Consider the following 15,685-nt stretch of genomic DNA (forward strand, 5'->3'; position numbering starts at 1 on the left):
CTTCAAGCTCACCCGAAGGGCATTAAGAAGGCATTAACCGCATGCACACAGCGTTTGCGCCGGTGCGGTCGAGCGCCTATGTCTGCCCGTCCGCGCCAAGCGGTGCCGCTGCCGGACCACCGGCGCATGAGACAATCGACGGCTGGGAACGCCAGGATGACCGATACAACCGCCCGGCGCCTGAAGGGCGCGATGACCGCCCTGGTGACCCCGTTCCGGGACGGCGCCTTCGACGAGGCGGCCTTCCGCGCTTTCGTGAACTGGCAGATCGCGCAGGGCATCCACGGCCTCGTGCCCACCGGTACCACCGGCGAGAGCCCGACCCTGAGCCATGACGAGCACGACCGCGTGGTCGAGATCTGCATCGCGGAAGCAGCCGGCCGCGTGCCGGTGATCGCCGGCGCCGGCTCGAACTCCACCGCCGAGGCGGTGGCGCGGGCCCGGCACGCCGAAAAGGCCGGCGCAGACGCCGTCCTGGTGGTCACGCCCTACTACAACAAGCCGACGCAGGCCGGGCTCTATGCCCATTTCAAGGCCGTGAACGATGCCATCGGCATTCCGATCATCCTGTACAACATTCCCGGGCGTTCCATCGTCGATCTCAATGTCGAGACGATGGCGCGCCTGTACGAACTCAAGAACATCGCCGGCGTGAAGGACGCCACGGCCAAGCTCGACCGGGTCAGCCTTCAGCGCCAAGCCATGGGCGAAGACTTCATCCAGCTTTCGGGCGAAGATGCGACCGCGCTCGGCTTCAATGCCCAGGGCGGCTGCGGCTGCATCTCGGTGGTGTCGAACGTGGCCCCGCGCCTGTGCGCGACGCTGCAGGAGGCGACGCTGGCCGGGGACTACGCCAAGGCGCTGCAGGTCCAGGACATGCTGATGCCGCTGCACACCAGCATGTTCATCGAGCCGAATCCGGCACCGGTGAAGTACGCTCTGTCCCGGCTCGGCCTGATGAGCGACGAGGTGCGGCTGCCGATGCTCACGGTGAGCGACGCCACCAAGGCCACCGTTGACGCGGCCCTGCGCCATGCCGGCCTGATCGAAGGCTGATCCCGGCTGGCGGATCGACCCGCGACGAACCATATCCCTCGGCCCGACCGCGTCCTGCGGCCGGCGTGAATCGACGAAGTGATGGCCCCCAAACCCGATACCGATCGCCGCGTCGTCGCCGATAACCGCGCCGCCCGCTACCATTACGAGATCACGGACACGTTCGAGGCCGGGCTGGCGCTCACCGGCACCGAGGTCAAATCCCTGCGCAAGGGAAAGGCGACCATCGGCGAGGCCTATGCCGGGCCGTCGGGCGGCGACCTGATGCTGTTCAACGCCTACATCCCGGAATACGTCGAGGCGAACCGCTTCAACCACGAGACCAAGCGGCCGCGCCGCCTGCTGCTGCATCGCAAGCAGATCAACAAGCTCATCGGCGCGACCCAGCGCGACGGCTTCACCGTGGTGCCGCTGAAGATCTACTTCAACGAGCGCGGACGGGCGAAGATCGAGCTCGGGCTCGGCCGCGGCAAGAAGCTTCACGACAAGCGCGAGACCTCCAAGCAGCGCGACTGGGAGCGCGACCGCGCCCGGATCATGCGCGACCGGGGATAGGCTTTTCGGGATCGGGCTGGCAGATTCAGCGGTCGCCGGCCCGAACCGCCAGCCAGAGGGGCGCCCCATGACGAACCCGGATTTCTCGTCCCTGCCCGCCGATCTGCCGGCACCACAGGATGACGGCGCCGCCCGCCATCTCGACGGCATGGTGCTGCCGGACGTGTCGCTGGAAGCCACCGACGGAACCCGCGTCTCGCTGAGCCGTCTCCGGGGCCGTACCGTCGTCTATGCCTATCCCCGCACCGGCGAGCCCGGTCAGCCCACTCTGGTGCCGGATTGGGATGCGATTCCAGGTGCGCGCGGCTGCACTCCGCAGGCCTGCGATTTTCGCGATCACCATGCCGCCCTGCAGGCGCGCGGGGTCGCCCAGGTCCATGGGCTCTCGACGCAGACCAGCGCCTATCAGCGCGAGGTCGCCGCGCGGCTCCACCTGCCGTTTACGTTGATCGCGGATCCGCACCGGGCTTTTACACAGGCCGCGCGGCTTCCGACCTTCACGGCCGGCGGCCACACCTTGCTCAAGCGGCTCACCCTGATCATCGACGACGGACGGGTGAGACAGGTGTTCTATCCGGTCTTCCCACCCGATCGCGGCGCCGAGCAGGTCATCGCCTGGCTCGACGCCAACGCCTGAGCCGACCTGCGGCTCACGCCTCGGGGGCGTCTTCGCCCTGGCGGATGCCGTAGCGGCTCTCGAGGGCGGGGCTCGGACGGACCGAACGCTCCGGCGTCTCGCCGCGAAAGCGCGTGCCGGTATCGCCCTGGCTGCGCGTGTCCGAAGCCGGGCGCGGGGCGCGCTCGCCCGGATCGCGGCCGACCCGATTGATCAGGTGGGCGAGATCGATGAACTCGTCCGCCTGGCGGCGCAGATCGTCGGCGATCATCGCCGGCTGGGTCTGGATCGTGGACACGACGGTGACGCGTACGCCCTTGCGCTGCATCGCCTCGACGAGGGAGCGGAAATCGCCGTCACCGGAGAACAGCACCATGTGGTCGATGCGGGGCGCGAGTTCGAGGGCATCGATGGCGAGCTCGATGTCCATGTTGCCCTTGATCTTGCGACGTCCGGCGGAGTCGGTGAACTCCTTGGCGGGCTTGGTGACCACGCGGTAGCCGTTATAGTCGAGCCAATCGATCAACGGGCGGATCGAAGAATACTCCTGATCTTCCACCATGGCCGTATAGTAGAACGCCCGTATCAAGGTGTCACGGGTCTGGAATTCCTTGAGCAACCGGCGATAATCGATATCGAAACCGAGCGCCTTGGTTGCGGCATAAAGATTCGCGCCATCGATAAAGAGGGCGCTGCGCGGCTGTGCGCTCATTGTCTGATCCATTTCCGCTAAAAAAGCCGTTGAAACAAAAATTTCAACGTAATTAGCAATATTCGCAGCGACAAAACGCGATGCGATCGACCCCGTGAAAAACTTGCCGAATTAGGCCCGGAAGCCCTTAACAAATTCCTGAAATTCTTCGCCTGCAAAGCATATAGGCTATTTTGACCGCAGATCAAATAGAACGCGGCGACAAACCGGGTAGAAATCCGGTCGTAAAAGCAACAACCGCAGGTTTTATTGGGCTATCCCGGTGGCGAAAACCGGATCGCGGAAGACGATCCGACCGCGCGTGGCCCGGCGTCAGGCCTGCGGAACGACGCGGCTGCCCGGCTTCACCGCCGGCAGGGCCGCGAGTTCCGGCGGCAGGGCATCGGCCGGATAGGCGGGAATATCGAGGGTGACGAGGGTGACGAGCGGTAGGCCGATCTCGCCCCGCCCACCGGAGCGATCGATCAGGCAGGCGGCGCCGATCACCTCACCGGGCTCGGTGCTCAGGGAGGCGAGGCATTCGCGGGCCGAAAGCCCGGTGGTGACGATGTCCTCGACGATCACGGCGCGCTTGCCCGCCGGAATGCTGAAGCCACGACGCAGGGTGAACGGCCCGCCGGGGTCGCGCTCGACGAAGATCGCACGGGCGCCGAGATGGCGCGCCGTCTCGTAGCCCGGCACGATGCCGCCGATGGCCGGGGACACCACGATGTCCACCGCTCCGAAGCGCACCGTGATGGCCGCAGCCAGGGCCCGGCACAGCCGCTCGGTCCGCACCGGATCAGAGAAGATCGCCATCTTCTGCAGGAACACGCCCGAATGCAGGCCCGAACTGAGGATGAAGTGCCCTTCGAGGAGCGCTTCCGCCTCGCGGAATTCGGCGAGCACGGCGTCTGGCGTCATGGCGTTTCGGCTCCGGCGGAGGGGGTTCGCAAGCGCCCGTGTGTGACAGCCGGGATGGTGCGGCGCAAGCCGGGGACATCGCAGGTCGGGTACGACCGCGTATCGTCCGGGACGACGCGTTGCGCGCGTCCGAACGACTGCTCTGTCGACAAGATCGCACGGCGTCCTCCGAGATGCGCCTCCGTCAGGGTCTCCCCCTGACTCTCTCGGACGCGCCCCCATCATCCCCGCTCACAGCGCGGGCGCCGGTTGCGCGATCTCCGTCACCGCCTGTGCGAGGGCGGCGGCCAGACGTCCGCCGCAGCGATCCCGTCGTTCGAGAAGCACGACCCGCCGGGTCAAGGGCGGGTCACCGAACCGGACGCGGGTCAGGGTGAGGTTCGCGCAGGCTTTGTCCGAGATCGGAATGACGGCGACGCCCAGCCCCATCGCGACCATCCGCAGGATGACCTCCTGGCTATCGAGCACCATCTCCTCGCGGATATCCAGGTGCTGACGGCGGAGTTCCCGCTCGATCACCCGCCCGGCCCAGGCCTGGCTGTCGAAGCGAATGAACGGCAGATCGCGCAGCAGCGCGCGCGTCTCCCGGCCCTCGTGTCCGGGCGGGGCGATGAGCCAGAAGCCGTCCGAATAGAGCGGCGTCCAGACGAGGCCCGCGGGATGGGGTTGGACCGGTTCGGTGGTCACGGCGGCATCCAGCGTTCCGTCGACCACCTGTCGGGCAAGATCCGCCGACATTCCGGCCGAGACATGGACGCGAACGCGGGGATGGGCCTGGTGGAGAGCGGCCAGGGCCTCCGGCAGAACGCCCGACAGAGCGGTCTGGATCGCCCCGAGCCGGAGACGGCCAGCCAGCGAGTGTTCATCGCCGAGAGCCGGAGCGATCCGATCGTAGAGCGCCAGAACCTCGGCCGATTGCTCCAGCACGATCCGCCCCGCCTCGGTGAGCCGTGGCAATCGACGGGACCGGTCGAAGAGTTCGGCACCGAACTCCTCTTCCAAAGCCTTCACTTGCAGGCTCACCGCCGATTGCGTCAGCCCGACCGCCTCGCCGGCACGGGCGAACGAGCCATGCCGGGCAATGGCGTGCAACGTTCGAAGGGCGCGCAGCGACATGCAGTCTCACGGCTCAATGTATGAGTTAAACTCGTCGGACGCATGACAATTAACAATTTTTGCTTGAGAGACCAGCCTGCTACCTGTCGTTCGATGACGACAGCCCCACGAACCCCGCCGAGCGCCATCGCCGGATCGCCGATCCTCGCCGTGGCCCACCGCGCCGCAGCGCTCCGTGCCGCCGGCCGGGACATCATCGACCTGACCCTCGGGGAGCCCGATTTCGCGCCGCCGACCCATGCCGTCGACGCGGCCGTCGCGGTGGCCCGTCGGCCTCTCGGCGATACGCCGTCCAACGGGAGGCCCGCCTTACGCGAGGCCGCGCGGCGCGCCGTGGCGCGCAACGCGATCTACCGCGAGCGCAGGGATGCGGGGGTCGCCATTCTCGCGGGCAGTCCCGCGCTGACGGTGCCGGTCCCGGCCGGCGCCTTCTCCCTGTTTCCGCGCCTGACCGGCCCGGCCGACGATGGTGCCACCGCCGACAGGCTGCTGGAGGCCGGTGTCGTCACCGTCCCCGGCCGCGCGTTCGGGGCGCCGGGCCATCTGCGGCTGTCCTTCGCCACCGACCTGTCCACCCTCCAAGAGGGTTGCCGTCGCATCGTCGCCGCCCTGGAGACGCGCTCATGACCGGCGCGGTGGTGCTGGCCCTGCTGCCGGTCGTCATCCTGATCGCGCTCGGGATGGTGCTCAGGCACCGCGGCTTCCTGGCCGAGAGCTTCTGGCCGCAGGCCGAAAGACTCGGCTACTTCGTCCTGCTGCCCTGTCTGTTCTTCCATGGCCTCGCGACCGCGCATCTGGACTCGCTGCCGGTCGGCGCCCTCGCCTTGACGTTGATCGCCGCAACGGTCGCCGTCGCGGCACTCGCCATTGGCCTTCGGCCGCTCATGAACATCGACGGGCCGGCCTTCACCTCGGTGTTCCAGGGCAGTGTGCGTTTCAACAACTATGTCGGCGTGACCTTGGCCGCCGGGCTCTTCGGCGCGAAGGGCGTCGCCTTGGCGGCGGTCTGCAACGCCGCGATCGTGCCGACCGTCAACATCCTGTGCGTGATGGTGTTCGCCCGCTACGGCTCGGGGACGTTGAGCGGTCGCGGTATCCTCAAGCAACTGGCGACCAACCCGCTGGTGGTCGCCTCCTTCGGTGGCATCGCCTTCCAGATGCTCGGCCTCGATCTTGCACCGGGGCTCAAGCCGGCCATGCAGGCCTTGGGCGCGGCTTCGCTGCCGTTGGGCCTTCTCTGTATCGGCGCGGCGCTGGAGTTCCGTTCCGCCCGGCAGTGGATCGGACCCGTCGCCGCGTCGTCGGCCATGAAGTTTCTGGCGATGCCGATCGCGACGGTGGCGTTCGCCCTGTCGACGGGTCTGAGCGGACCGGCCCTGACGGTGGCGCTGCTGTTTCAGGTCCTGCCCACCGCCTCGTCGGCCTACATCATGGCGCGGCAACTCGGGGGTGATGCGCCCCTGATGGCCGGCATCACCGCGCTGCAGACCGTGCTGGCCCTCGCCGCCATTCCCCTGGTGCTGGTCGGGCTCAGCCTGGTGGTGCCGCTCTGACCTCTGATCCAATGTCCGGATGGCGGAACCCGGCCCCGCCTATCCGTTGACCCGGTCGACCTTGCTCACCGTGCGCTTGCCGCGCAGCTCCGCCACGATGGCGTTGAGGTGCTTGAGGTCCCACACCGAGAGGTCGATGACCACGGCGGTGAAATCCTGGGTCTTGCGCTTCATCGAGACGTTGTCGATGTTGCCGTCGTGGTCGGCGATGACCTGGGCGATCTGGGCGAGCACGCCGGGCTCGTTGATCGATTGCAGGGCGAGCCGTGCGGGAAAGCGTTCGCTGACGCCGCCCTCCACGTCCCAGCGCACGTCGAGCCAGCGGGCGGGCTCGTTGTCGAAGGCGGCCAGGGCCGCCGACTGGATCGGGTAGATCGTCACCCCGACCCCCGGCGTGAGGATGCCGACGATGCGGTCGCCCGGCACCGCGCCGCCATTGGGCGCGAAGCTCACCGGCAGGTCGTTGTCGAGCCCGCGGATCGGGATCGCATCGGCGCGCCCCATATCGGCCGCACCCTCGGGAAAGGTCAGACGCATGGTCTGGTCCTTCGACAGGCTGAGCCGGCCGGCGCCGCCATCCAGAGGCTGCTGCAGCGGGGTCGGTGCGGTGCGCCGCTCGTCCTTGTGGTCGGGATAAACCGCCCGCACCACATCGCCGGAGAACATCTCGCCCCTTCCCACCGCGGCGAACACATCCTCGGTGGAGAGCCGCGCCAGCCGGGGCAGGGCGCCGCGCAGCTTGTCGTCGGAAAAGCTCTTGGCAGCGCGCTCGAATGCCCGGTCGAGGATCTGGCGGCCGAGCCCGGCATATTGCCGCCGCACCGCGACGCGGGTCGCCCGGCGGATCGCCGAGCGCGCCTTGCCGGTGACCACGAGGGATTCCCAGGCCGCCGGGGGCGAGGCTCCGTCGGAGCGCGCGATCTCGACCTCGTCGCCGTTGACGAGTTCGTGCAGCAAAGGCGCCATGCGGCCGTTGATCTTCACCCCCACCGCCGAGTTGCCGACATCGGTATGGACCGCATAGGCGAAGTCGATGGGCGTCGCGCCGCGCGGCAGGGCGATGAGGCGGCCCTTGGGCGTGAAGCAGAACACCTGGTCCTGGAACAGTTCGAGCTTGGTGTGCTCCAAAAACTCTTCCGGGCTGTCGCCCTCGGCCAGGAGTTCGATGGTTCGGCGCAGCCATTGATAGGCGCCGCTCTCGGTGGCGAGGCGCGGATGGACGCCGCCGATCTCGTCCTTGCCGCCGGTCTCCTTGTAATGCGCGTGCGCGGCGATGCCGTATTCGGCGATCTCGTCCATGGCGGCGGTGCGGATCTGCAGCTCGACGCGCTGGCTCTTGGGGCCGATCACCGTGGTGTGGATTGAGCGGTAATCGTTCTGCTTCGGGGTCGAGATGTAGTCCTTGTAGCGCCCTGGAACCATCGGCCAGCTGGTATGGACGACGCCGAGCGCGCCGTAGCAATCGGCCAGGGATTCCACCACCACGCGAAAGCCGAAGATGTCCGACAATTGCTCGAAGGCGACGGATTTGCGCTCCATCTTCGCCGAGATCGAGTAGGGCCGCTTCTGGCGCCCGGTGACCACGGCATTGATGCCCTGCGCCGCGAGCTTGGCGGTGAGATCGTGCTCGATGCTCTCCACCAGCCGCTCGGATTTCGCCGAGAGGTCGGTGAGGCGCTGGGCGATGGTGGCGTAGATGTCGGGCTTGAGGTTGCGCAGCGCGAGGTCTTCGAGCTCCTCGCGCAGCTCCTGCATGCCCATGCGGCCGGCGAGCGGCGCGTAGATGTCGAGGGTCTCCTCGGCGATCCGCACGCGCTTGTCCTCGCGCATGTGGTGGAGGGTGCGCATGTTGTGCAGGCGGTCGGCGAGCTTGACCAGGAGCACGCGCACGTCGGCCGCCACCGCCAGCAGCAGCTTGCGGAAATTCTCGCCCTGCGCCGCCCGCTTCGAGACGAGGTCGAGGCGCTTCAGCTTGGTCAGGCCATCCACCAGCGCGCCGATCTCGGGGCTGAAGATCGCGCGGATCTCGTCGAGGGTGGCGGCGGTGTCCTCCACCGTGTCGTGCAGCACGGCCGCCACGATGGTGGCGTCGTCGAGCCGAAGGTCGGTGAGGATCGCGGCCACCTCCAGCGGGTGGGCGAAGAACGGATCGCCCGAGGCCCGCTTCTGGTTGCCGTGGGCGCGCATCGCGTAGACGTAGGCGCGATTGAGCAGGTTCTCGTCCGCAGCGGGGTTGTAGCGCTTGACCCTCTCGACAAGCTCGTATTGGCGCATCATCCGCCGAGAGACCCTTTCCAATCGACCGCGCCCGTTCGAACCTGTCCGGCGCGTACCCAGCGATTAGTCCCGCATCGTCACCGCACAAGCCAGCCCCAAGGCGACGCAGGAGACACTTTTCGGCACGCCACAGGCAATAAAAAACCCGGCACGCAGGCCGGGTTCTCGTCACGTCATTGGAAAAGGTGGGCCGAACTACTCGGCCTCCTCCTCGGTCTCGGTGGGCGGTGCGAGGTTCTCGAGACCGCGCAGCAGGTCTTCCTCGCTCATGCGGTCGAACTGCACGGCGCCGTCGTCGCTGGAGGATTGCGGCGCCACGGCGGCGGCGGCCGGCGAGCTCGACAGCAGCGGCACGGTCTCGGCCTCCGGCTCGTCGACCTCGACGTATTTCTGCATCGAGTGGATCAGCTGTTCCTTGAGGTCGTCCGCGGTGATCGTCGCGTCGCCGATCTCGCGCAGGGCGCAGACCGGGTTCTTGTCGCGGTCGCGATCGATCGTCAGCGGCGCGCCGGCGGCGAGCAGGCGGGCGCGATGGCTCGCCAGCAGCACGAGCTCGAAGCGGTTCTCGACCTTGTCGATGCAGTCTTCAACGGTGACGCGAGCCATGAGGGACGGCTCCTTCCTCGGACAGGGTAAAGGGGATTGAGGCCGCGTCTTACACGCCTTGACGCCCAGCAACAAGGCGTGACGCATCGCCGGCCACGGGCGCGTCCCCAGGGCCGGGGGGCGACGCCACGTTCGGGATGCATCGCCTAATCCTCGGATCTCCTCCCGCCAATCGCCTCGGCGACAGGGGAGCGGCGGGTGCGTATCGGTCGTGCGCACGAGGTCTCGCACGAGGCCGGAACGAGGGACGATGCCCATGACCACTCTTCTCAGCCGACGCAGCCTGCTCGGATGCGGCTGCCTCCTCGGCGCCGGCTGCTTTGCGGCCACCGCCCTGCCCACCGTCGCCCTGGCCGCCAGCCCGTCCACCAAGAAGACCGAGTTGACCGCCGATCAGGCGCTCGAGCGGCTCAAGGAAGGCAACCGCCTGTACCAGACCGACAGCCCGGTGCGGTCGGTGCAGGGCCGCGAGCGCCGCATCGAGATCGCCCTCGGCCAGACGCCGTTCGTGGTGCTGGTGAGCTGCTCCGATTCGCGCGTCTCGCCCGAGATCCTGTTCGGGCGCGGCCTCGGCGAGCTGTTCATCGTGCGCAATGCCGGCAATTGCGTCGACACGGCGGCTCTCGGCTCCATCGAGTACGGCGTCTCGCAGCTCGGCGTGCCGCTGGTGCTGGTGATGGGCCACAGCCGCTGCGGCGCGGTGGAGGCGGCCATCGACGTGGTCAAGAACAACACCGTCTATCCCGGCTCCATCGGCCGGATGATCGAGCCGATCGTCCCCGCCGTGCTGTCCCAGCGCGACAAGCCCGGCGATTTCGTCGAGAATTGCGTGCGCGCCAACGTCAACCGGGTGGTGGAGCGCCTGCGCGCCGCCTCCGAGCCGTCCCTGCTCGATCCGCTCAAGGCCGGCAAGCTGCGCATCATCGGCGCCGCCTACAGCCTCGACACCGGCACGGTGGACTTCTTCAACGAGGGCTGACCACACCGCCGCCGGGTGCAGTGCCATGTTGACACATCGGGCGGGCGGTGCGACTGCGCCGCCCTCTCGAGCACTGAGGAAGTCACCATGGCGCGCGCTTGCATCTTCCCCGGCCAGGGCAGCCAGGCCGTCGGCATGGGGCGCGCGCTCGCCGAGAGCTTCCCGCAGGCCCGCGCGGTGTTCGATGAGGTCGACGACGCGCTCGGCCAGAATCTCTCGCAGCTGATGTTCGAGGGTCCGGTGGAGGCGCTGACCCTCACCGCCAACGCCCAGCCGGCCCTGATGGCCGCGAGTCTCGCCACCCTGCGGGTCCTGCAGGCCGAGCGCGGGCTCGATCTGGCGCGCGACGTCGCCTGCGTCGCCGGCCATTCGCTCGGCGAGTACACCGCGCTCGCCGCCGCCGGCACCTTCTCCATCGCCGACACCGCCCGCCTGCTGCGGATTCGCGGCGAGGCCATGCAGGCGGCGGTGGCGCCGGGGCAGGGCGCCATGGCGGCGCTGATCGGGCCCGACGCCGAGACCGCGCGGGCCATCGCCGCGGAGGCGGCGCAGGGCGAGGTCTGCGAGGTCGCCAACGACAACGGCGCCGGTCAGGTGGTGCTGTCGGGCACCAAGGCAGCGGTGGAGCGCGCGGTGGCGATCGCCCAGGGCCGCGGCGTCAAGCGCGCGGTGATGCTCAACGTCTCGGCCCCGTTCCACTGCTCGCTGATGGCGCCGGCCGCCGAGGCCATGCGCGCGGCGTTGGCCGGCGTGGCGATGCAGGCCCCCGTGGTGCCGCTCTACGCCAACGTGCTGGCCGGCCCCATCACCGACCCGGCGACGATCCGCGACGCCCTGGTGGCGCAGGTGACCGGCACCGTGCGCTGGCGCGAATCGGTCGCCGCCATGGCGGAGGCCGGCATCGACCAGTTCCACGAGATCGGCACCGGCAAGGTCCTGAGCGGCCTCGTCAAGCGGATCGCGCCCGGCGCGACGGCCAGTGCCGTCGGCTCCCCCGAGGACGTCGCCGCGTTCCCCACCTTCGGCTAACACCACAGGACGTCCCATGTTCGATCTCACCGGCCGCAAGGCCCTCGTCACCGGCGCCACCGGCGGCCTCGGCGGCGCCATCGCCCGGACCCTGCACGCCCAGGGCGCCACCGTGACGGTGTCGGGCACCCGGCGCCCGGCCCTAGAGGCGCTGGCGGCAGAACTTGGCGACGCGCGCGTGCACATCGTCGAATGCGATCTCTCCGACAAGGCGGCGGTGGAGGCTCTGGTGCCGGCGGCCGAGAGCGCCATGGGCGGCCTCGACGTGCTGGTGAACAATGCCGGCATCACCCGCGACAACCTCGTGCTGCGGATGAAGGACGACGAGTGGGATGCGGTGATCGCCGTCAACCTCACGGCGGCGTTCCGGCTGTCGCGCGCGGCGGTGAAGGGCATGATGAAGCGCCGCCACGGCCGCATCATCAACATCGGCTCGGTGGTGGGCACCACCGGCAATCCGGGCCAGGTGAACTACGCCGCCGCCAAGGCCGGGCTGGTGGGCATGACCAAGGCGATGGCCGCCGAGGTCGCCACCCGCAACCTCACGGTCAACTGCATCGCACCCGGCTTCATCACCTCGCCGATGACCGATGCCCTCAACGACAAGCAGCGCGAGGGCATTCTCGGCCGGGTGCCGATGAACCGCCTCGGCACCGGCGCCGAGATCGCGGCGGCGGCGCTCTACCTCGCCTCCGACGAGGCCGGCTACGTCACCGGCCAGACCCTGCACGTCAATGGCGGCATGGCGATGGTGTGAGGGCGCGCCGCTGCGCCGTTTGCTGCAGCGCACGCAGGGAAAACCCGCCGAACGGCTCGAAAAAGCCACACCGCTGAATGGCTTGTGAACCGGGCCTCGCCAGCGTCGGAACCCTGTGTTAACACCCCGGCTGCCGCTCGAGGGGGGTTGACGATTCAGCGTGTTGCGGAGAGTTCCAAAACCACGAGTGACTTGTTGAACGCAGAACAAGTGACTCGCCCCTGACGCGCGTATTCGAACACACCGGCCGCTTCATCTCAGGACATGTCCAAGAGACGGGAAAGCGGCCACGGCGCCTTCACCATCACGATCGAAGAGCTAAGGACCAAGAACGATGAGCGATATCGCTGAGCGCGTGAAGAAGATCGTTGTCGAGCATCTCGGCGTTGAGCCGGAGAAGGTGGTCGAGGGCGCGAACTTCATCGATGATCTCGGCGCCGACAGCCTCGACACCGTCGAGCTCGTGATGGCGTTCGAGGAGGAATTCAACGTCGAGATTCCCGACGACGCGGCCGAGACGATCCAGACGGTCGGCGACGCGGTGAAGTTCCTCGAGAAGAACTCCGCCTAACCAAGCGACACGGCGCTGGGAGCGGGGTCGAGATCGACCCCGCGCGCCATTCGTTTCATGACAGGATCGGTTCGGGATAGCGCGATGCGTCGGGTTGTGGTGACGGGCTTAGGCATGGTGACTCCGCTGGCCAGCGGGGTCGAGGCCACCTGGAGCCGGTTGATCGCAGGCGACTCGGCGGCGAAGGTGGTGACGGCGTTTCCCGTCGACGATCTCGCCTGCCGCGTCGCCTGTTCCGTGCCGCTCGGCGACGGCTCCGACGGCACCTTCGATCCGGATGTCTGGATGGAGGCCAAGGAGCAGCGCAAGGTCGATCCGTTCATCGTCTACGCCATGGCGGCCGCCGGCCAGGCCCTGGACGACGCCGACTGGCACCCGACCTCCTACGAAGACCAATGCGCCACCGGCGTCATGGTCGGCTCCGGCATCGGCGGCATCGGCGGCATCTACGACGCCTCGGTGACCCTGCACGACAAGGGCCCGCGCCGGATCTCGCCGTTCTTCATTCCCGGCCGGATCATCAATCTCGCCTCCGGGCAGATCTCCATCGCCCACGGCCTCAAGGGCCCGAACCACGCGGTGGTCACCGCCTGCTCCACCGGCGCCCACGCCATCGGCGACGCGGCCCGGCTGATCCAGTTCGGCGATGCCGACGTGATGGTGGCGGGGGGAGCCGAATCACCGGTCAATCGGCTGGCGCTCGCGGGCTTCGCCGCCTGCCGCGCCCTCTCCACCGGCTTCAACGACGACCCGACCAAGGCCTCCCGCCCCTACGACAAGGGCCGCGACGGCTTCGTCATGGGCGAAGGCGCCGGCGTGGTGGTGCTCGAAGAATACGAGCACGCCAAGGCGCGCGGCGCCAAGATCTACGCCGAAGTGGTGGGCTACGGCCTCACCGGCGACGCCTACCACATCACCTCGCCGGCCCCCGACGGCGACGGCGCCTTCCGCTGCATGACCAACGCGGTCAAGCGCGCCGGCCTCCAGCCCTCGGACATCGACTACATCAACGCCCACGGCACCTCGACGCCCATGGGCGACGAGCTCGAGCTGAAGGCCGTGGAGCGCCTGCTCGGCGACCACGCGCCCAAGGCCTCGATGTCCTCCACCAAATCCGCCATCGGCCACCTGCTCGGCGCGGCCGGCGCCGTGGAAGCCATCTTCTCGGTGCTGACCATCCGGGACGGCGTGCTCCCGCCGACCCTCAACCTCGACAACCCCTCCGTCGAGACCGCCATCGACCTCATCCCGCACGAGGCCAAGCGCAAGCGCGTGGATGTCGTGCTGTCGAACTCGTTTGGGTTTGGTGGGACGAATGCGAGCTTGGTGATGCGGCGGGTGGATTGATATTTTTCTCAATTTGAAGTTTTAACTTTTATAAAATTAGCGACTTTTTCCGACTTAAGAGTCCTGTCAAATATCACACTTACTGCAACTTCATTTTGTAAATATGTCGCTACCGTATATTTCATAATTGGCTTTGGTATGCCTTCAAACCACTCGGAAAAATGTCCGTCCTGATCTTTCCGCCTTCCTCTTTCAAATAAATACCTAAACCTTACGGGAGAAATTCCAATAAACGGAGAAAAGTGTACTCGCTTTTCGTGACGCTCATTTAAATCGACAGATATTGAATCTGGATGAAGCTGTTCGGCATAGCTTTTTGGATAAGGCTCGATATAAAGTACTCGCTTTATTCCTGCCGATACGATGTGTTTCGCACACATGTGGCAGGGAAAAGTCGTACAATATAGCGTGGATCCTTTTATGCTTTTTCCTAATCTAGCAGCGTCCGTAATTGCAGACATCTCAGCGTGTATTATTCTGCCAAACTCTAACAGATCCATTATTTGAGCTTCTTTTAAAGGGCTTCCCTTTATCGAGGTTTCTGCAACAACAAATTTGATGATTTCATCGATCCCCCTATCATCGGATGTTTTTATCAATTCTACCTTATCGAGGCGACGCACGACATCTGCAAAAATTGCTCGTTTTATTCTTTCGTTTTCATCTCCTTCCAATTCATAGTCTCGGGCATCCAAATCATCATTATGCCAATAGGTGCCTCCTCCAGCTTTGGGAACCTCATTGCATCCGAGAGTAAGAACTTCTCCATCAGTTGAGAAAATAGCGGCGCCGACTTGACGAGATAAGTCTAACGATCTAAGCGATGCGGTTTTTGCAATATACATCCCGTATTCGTCTTTGGATGGACTAACTTTATTTGATCCGAAAAGTGCACCGAGAAATCTACTTAGTATTTTTTCTGATCCTTCTCTATCGTCAATATCTAGAAATAAGTCACCAAGTGAAAATGTATCGCTCAATCGCTGTCCATGCTTCTGGCCCTGCTCATCTTGATCACGCTCAATCAATGCAACGGCATTCTTTTCATGGTTAATACCCGGCTTACTTACTGATTGGTCCTCAGAAAATCTTTGAGCCAGGTATTTTGTGCGCTTGTCTTTACTTGAATATAAAGAAACTAAAACGAAAAGCTGCCCATAAACCTGTCTAAGAAGCGCTATTTCTTCTGGTCTTTTAAATTGGTCAAATATGTAAGCTTGATTTGGTAAATATTCTTTTCCAACCTTTTTCTATAAGCTGATATTGCTGAAATTCCCAGGACAGCAAGAGCATTATCCAGGCCAGTTTTTTCACGTATATTATTAGCATACTTGATGTAGCTGTCGTATCTACCCTCGGTAGAGCTGTCGTCGAGAGATAAATCTACCACATCGAGATTCTTCATTAATGTAGTTACTTTAAAATACTCAGTATTATATTTAAATGTACGAAGTCCGCTTTCCAGCATTTTAACAAATTTCGAGTTTTTTGTTCCCACTGCTGAGCAAAGTCCGAAAATGATCTCTGGAGCCTCAAGCGTCTTTAACATCCTGTTAACAATTCCTTAATGAGGCAAATTTCGTTAGCTCAATGCTGCGACTGTGATAG

General features: G+C 65.2%; 17 protein-coding genes. 10 read left to right on the forward strand and 7 right to left on the reverse strand.

Annotated elements, in window-relative coordinates; all coding sequences use genetic code 11:
* Positions 1–156 precede the first annotated feature (156 nt).
* The 3 genes from dapA to G3T14_RS08365 all read left to right on the forward strand — a co-directional run bounded on the left by dapA (position 157) and on the right by G3T14_RS08365 (position 2,248).
* Positions 157–1,056 (forward strand): 4-hydroxy-tetrahydrodipicolinate synthase, encoded by a 900-nt coding sequence (gene dapA, locus G3T14_RS08355; protein ID WP_163641825.1) that lies wholly within the window; start codon positions 157–159, stop codon positions 1,054–1,056.
* 81 nt (positions 1,057–1,137) lie between these two features.
* A complete protein-coding gene (smpB, locus tag G3T14_RS08360) occupies positions 1,138–1,611 on the forward strand; it encodes an SsrA-binding protein SmpB (RefSeq protein ID WP_163641826.1) in 474 nt (157 codons plus the stop codon).
* A gap of 67 nt (positions 1,612–1,678) precedes the next feature.
* Entirely contained in the window at positions 1,679–2,248 is a 570-nt protein-coding gene (locus G3T14_RS08365) for a peroxiredoxin (protein ID WP_163641827.1), read from the forward strand.
* 13 nt (positions 2,249–2,261) lie between these two features.
* Here the strand turns inward: G3T14_RS08365 and G3T14_RS08370 are convergent, their stop codons facing one another.
* From G3T14_RS08370 to G3T14_RS08380, 3 genes are all read right to left on the reverse strand, one after another.
* Positions 2,262–2,939 carry an NYN domain-containing protein gene (locus tag G3T14_RS08370; protein ID WP_163641828.1) on the reverse strand — a complete coding sequence of 226 codons (678 nt, stop codon included), beginning with the start codon at positions 2,937–2,939 and terminating at the stop codon, positions 2,262–2,264.
* 312 nt (positions 2,940–3,251) lie between these two features.
* Positions 3,252–3,842: an orotate phosphoribosyltransferase gene (gene pyrE, locus G3T14_RS08375; protein ID WP_163641829.1), complete on the reverse strand. Its 591-nt coding sequence runs from the start codon at positions 3,840–3,842 to the stop codon at positions 3,252–3,254.
* A 231-nt stretch (positions 3,843–4,073) separates the two neighbouring features.
* Entirely contained in the window at positions 4,074–4,958 is an 885-nt protein-coding gene (locus tag G3T14_RS08380) for a LysR family transcriptional regulator (RefSeq protein ID WP_163641830.1), read from the reverse strand.
* 93 nt (positions 4,959–5,051) lie between these two features.
* Between G3T14_RS08380 and G3T14_RS08385 the strand changes: the two genes are divergently transcribed.
* Both G3T14_RS08385 and G3T14_RS08390 read left to right on the forward strand, forming a co-directional pair.
* Entirely contained in the window at positions 5,052–5,585 is a 534-nt protein-coding gene (locus G3T14_RS08385; protein ID WP_163641831.1) for an aminotransferase class I/II-fold pyridoxal phosphate-dependent enzyme, read from the forward strand.
* Positions 5,582–6,511, forward strand: a complete 930-nt coding sequence (locus G3T14_RS08390) for an AEC family transporter (protein ID WP_163641832.1) — start codon at positions 5,582–5,584, stop codon at positions 6,509–6,511. The genes G3T14_RS08385 and G3T14_RS08390 overlap by 4 nt, the downstream gene beginning before the upstream one ends.
* Before the next feature lie 39 nt (positions 6,512–6,550).
* Here the strand turns inward: G3T14_RS08390 and G3T14_RS08395 are convergent, their stop codons facing one another.
* Entirely contained in the window at positions 6,551–8,788 is a 2,238-nt protein-coding gene (locus G3T14_RS08395; RefSeq protein WP_163641833.1) for a bifunctional (p)ppGpp synthetase/guanosine-3',5'-bis(diphosphate) 3'-pyrophosphohydrolase, read from the reverse strand.
* A 195-nt stretch (positions 8,789–8,983) separates the two neighbouring features.
* On the reverse strand, positions 8,984–9,394 hold the full coding sequence (rpoZ, locus tag G3T14_RS08400) for a DNA-directed RNA polymerase subunit omega (protein ID WP_163641834.1): 411 nt from the start codon (positions 9,392–9,394) through the stop codon (positions 8,984–8,986).
* 256 nt (positions 9,395–9,650) lie between these two features.
* On the opposite strand from rpoZ, the gene G3T14_RS08405 reads away from it, so the two are divergent.
* The 5 genes from G3T14_RS08405 to fabF all read left to right on the forward strand — a co-directional run bounded on the left by G3T14_RS08405 (position 9,651) and on the right by fabF (position 14,077).
* Positions 9,651–10,373, forward strand: a complete 723-nt coding sequence (locus G3T14_RS08405) for a carbonic anhydrase (RefSeq protein WP_163641835.1) — start codon at positions 9,651–9,653, stop codon at positions 10,371–10,373.
* 87 nt (positions 10,374–10,460) lie between these two features.
* Positions 10,461–11,402 carry an ACP S-malonyltransferase gene (gene fabD / locus G3T14_RS08410; RefSeq protein WP_163641836.1) on the forward strand — a complete coding sequence of 314 codons (942 nt, stop codon included), beginning with the start codon at positions 10,461–10,463 and terminating at the stop codon, positions 11,400–11,402.
* Between the two features lie 16 nt (positions 11,403–11,418).
* Positions 11,419–12,159 carry a 3-oxoacyl-[acyl-carrier-protein] reductase gene (fabG, locus tag G3T14_RS08415; RefSeq protein WP_163641837.1) on the forward strand — a complete coding sequence of 247 codons (741 nt, stop codon included), beginning with the start codon at positions 11,419–11,421 and terminating at the stop codon, positions 12,157–12,159.
* A gap of 334 nt (positions 12,160–12,493) precedes the next feature.
* Positions 12,494–12,730 (forward strand): acyl carrier protein, encoded by a 237-nt coding sequence (locus G3T14_RS08420; RefSeq protein WP_018044468.1) that lies wholly within the window; start codon positions 12,494–12,496, stop codon positions 12,728–12,730.
* Between the two features lie 84 nt (positions 12,731–12,814).
* On the forward strand, positions 12,815–14,077 hold the full coding sequence (gene fabF / locus G3T14_RS08425) for a beta-ketoacyl-ACP synthase II (protein WP_163641838.1): 1,263 nt from the start codon (positions 12,815–12,817) through the stop codon (positions 14,075–14,077).
* A gap of 8 nt (positions 14,078–14,085) precedes the next feature.
* Here fabF and G3T14_RS08430 read toward each other — a convergent pair whose 3' ends face one another.
* Positions 14,086–15,105, reverse strand: coding sequence for a deaminase (locus G3T14_RS08430; protein ID WP_163641839.1), 1,020 nt, complete (start codon positions 15,103–15,105; stop codon positions 14,086–14,088).
* Positions 15,106–15,254: 149 nt separating this feature from the next.
* Positions 15,255–15,626: a hypothetical protein gene (locus tag G3T14_RS08435; RefSeq protein ID WP_163641840.1), complete on the reverse strand. Its 372-nt coding sequence runs from the start codon at positions 15,624–15,626 to the stop codon at positions 15,255–15,257.
* Between the last annotated feature and the right edge of the window lie 59 nt (positions 15,627–15,685).

The organism is Methylobacterium sp. BTF04, from assembly GCF_010692745.1.
Lineage (GTDB): Bacteria > Pseudomonadota > Alphaproteobacteria > Rhizobiales > Beijerinckiaceae > Methylobacterium.

Bases quoted from the DNA above. Each gene is read 5' to 3' on its own strand.
- fabG (WP_163641837.1), top strand. From the start codon at position 11,419: ATGTTCGATCTCACCGGCCGCAAGGCCCTCGTCACCGGCGCCACCGGC.
- G3T14_RS08385 (WP_163641831.1), top strand. From the start codon at position 5,052: ATGACGACAGCCCCACGAACCCCGCCGAGCGCCATCGCCGGATCGCCG.
- pyrE (WP_163641829.1), bottom strand. From the start codon at position 3,842: ATGACGCCAGACGCCGTGCTCGCCGAATTCCGCGAGGCGGAAGCGCTC.
- G3T14_RS08370 (WP_163641828.1), bottom strand. From the start codon at position 2,939: ATGAGCGCACAGCCGCGCAGCGCCCTCTTTATCGATGGCGCGAATCTT.
- rpoZ (WP_163641834.1), bottom strand. From the start codon at position 9,394: ATGGCTCGCGTCACCGTTGAAGACTGCATCGACAAGGTCGAGAACCGC.
- G3T14_RS08435 (WP_163641840.1), bottom strand. From the start codon at position 15,626: ATGTTAAAGACGCTTGAGGCTCCAGAGATCATTTTCGGACTTTGCTCA.
- G3T14_RS08380 (WP_163641830.1), bottom strand. From the start codon at position 4,958: ATGTCGCTGCGCGCCCTTCGAACGTTGCACGCCATTGCCCGGCATGGC.
- G3T14_RS08405 (WP_163641835.1), top strand. From the start codon at position 9,651: ATGACCACTCTTCTCAGCCGACGCAGCCTGCTCGGATGCGGCTGCCTC.
- smpB (WP_163641826.1), top strand. From the start codon at position 1,138: ATGGCCCCCAAACCCGATACCGATCGCCGCGTCGTCGCCGATAACCGC.
- fabD (WP_163641836.1), top strand. From the start codon at position 10,461: ATGGCGCGCGCTTGCATCTTCCCCGGCCAGGGCAGCCAGGCCGTCGGC.
- G3T14_RS08395 (WP_163641833.1), bottom strand. From the start codon at position 8,788: ATGATGCGCCAATACGAGCTTGTCGAGAGGGTCAAGCGCTACAACCCC.
- fabF (WP_163641838.1), top strand. From the start codon at position 12,815: ATGCGTCGGGTTGTGGTGACGGGCTTAGGCATGGTGACTCCGCTGGCC.
- G3T14_RS08420 (WP_018044468.1), top strand. From the start codon at position 12,494: ATGAGCGATATCGCTGAGCGCGTGAAGAAGATCGTTGTCGAGCATCTC.
- G3T14_RS08390 (WP_163641832.1), top strand. From the start codon at position 5,582: ATGACCGGCGCGGTGGTGCTGGCCCTGCTGCCGGTCGTCATCCTGATC.
- dapA (WP_163641825.1), top strand. From the start codon at position 157: ATGACCGATACAACCGCCCGGCGCCTGAAGGGCGCGATGACCGCCCTG.
- G3T14_RS08365 (WP_163641827.1), top strand. From the start codon at position 1,679: ATGACGAACCCGGATTTCTCGTCCCTGCCCGCCGATCTGCCGGCACCA.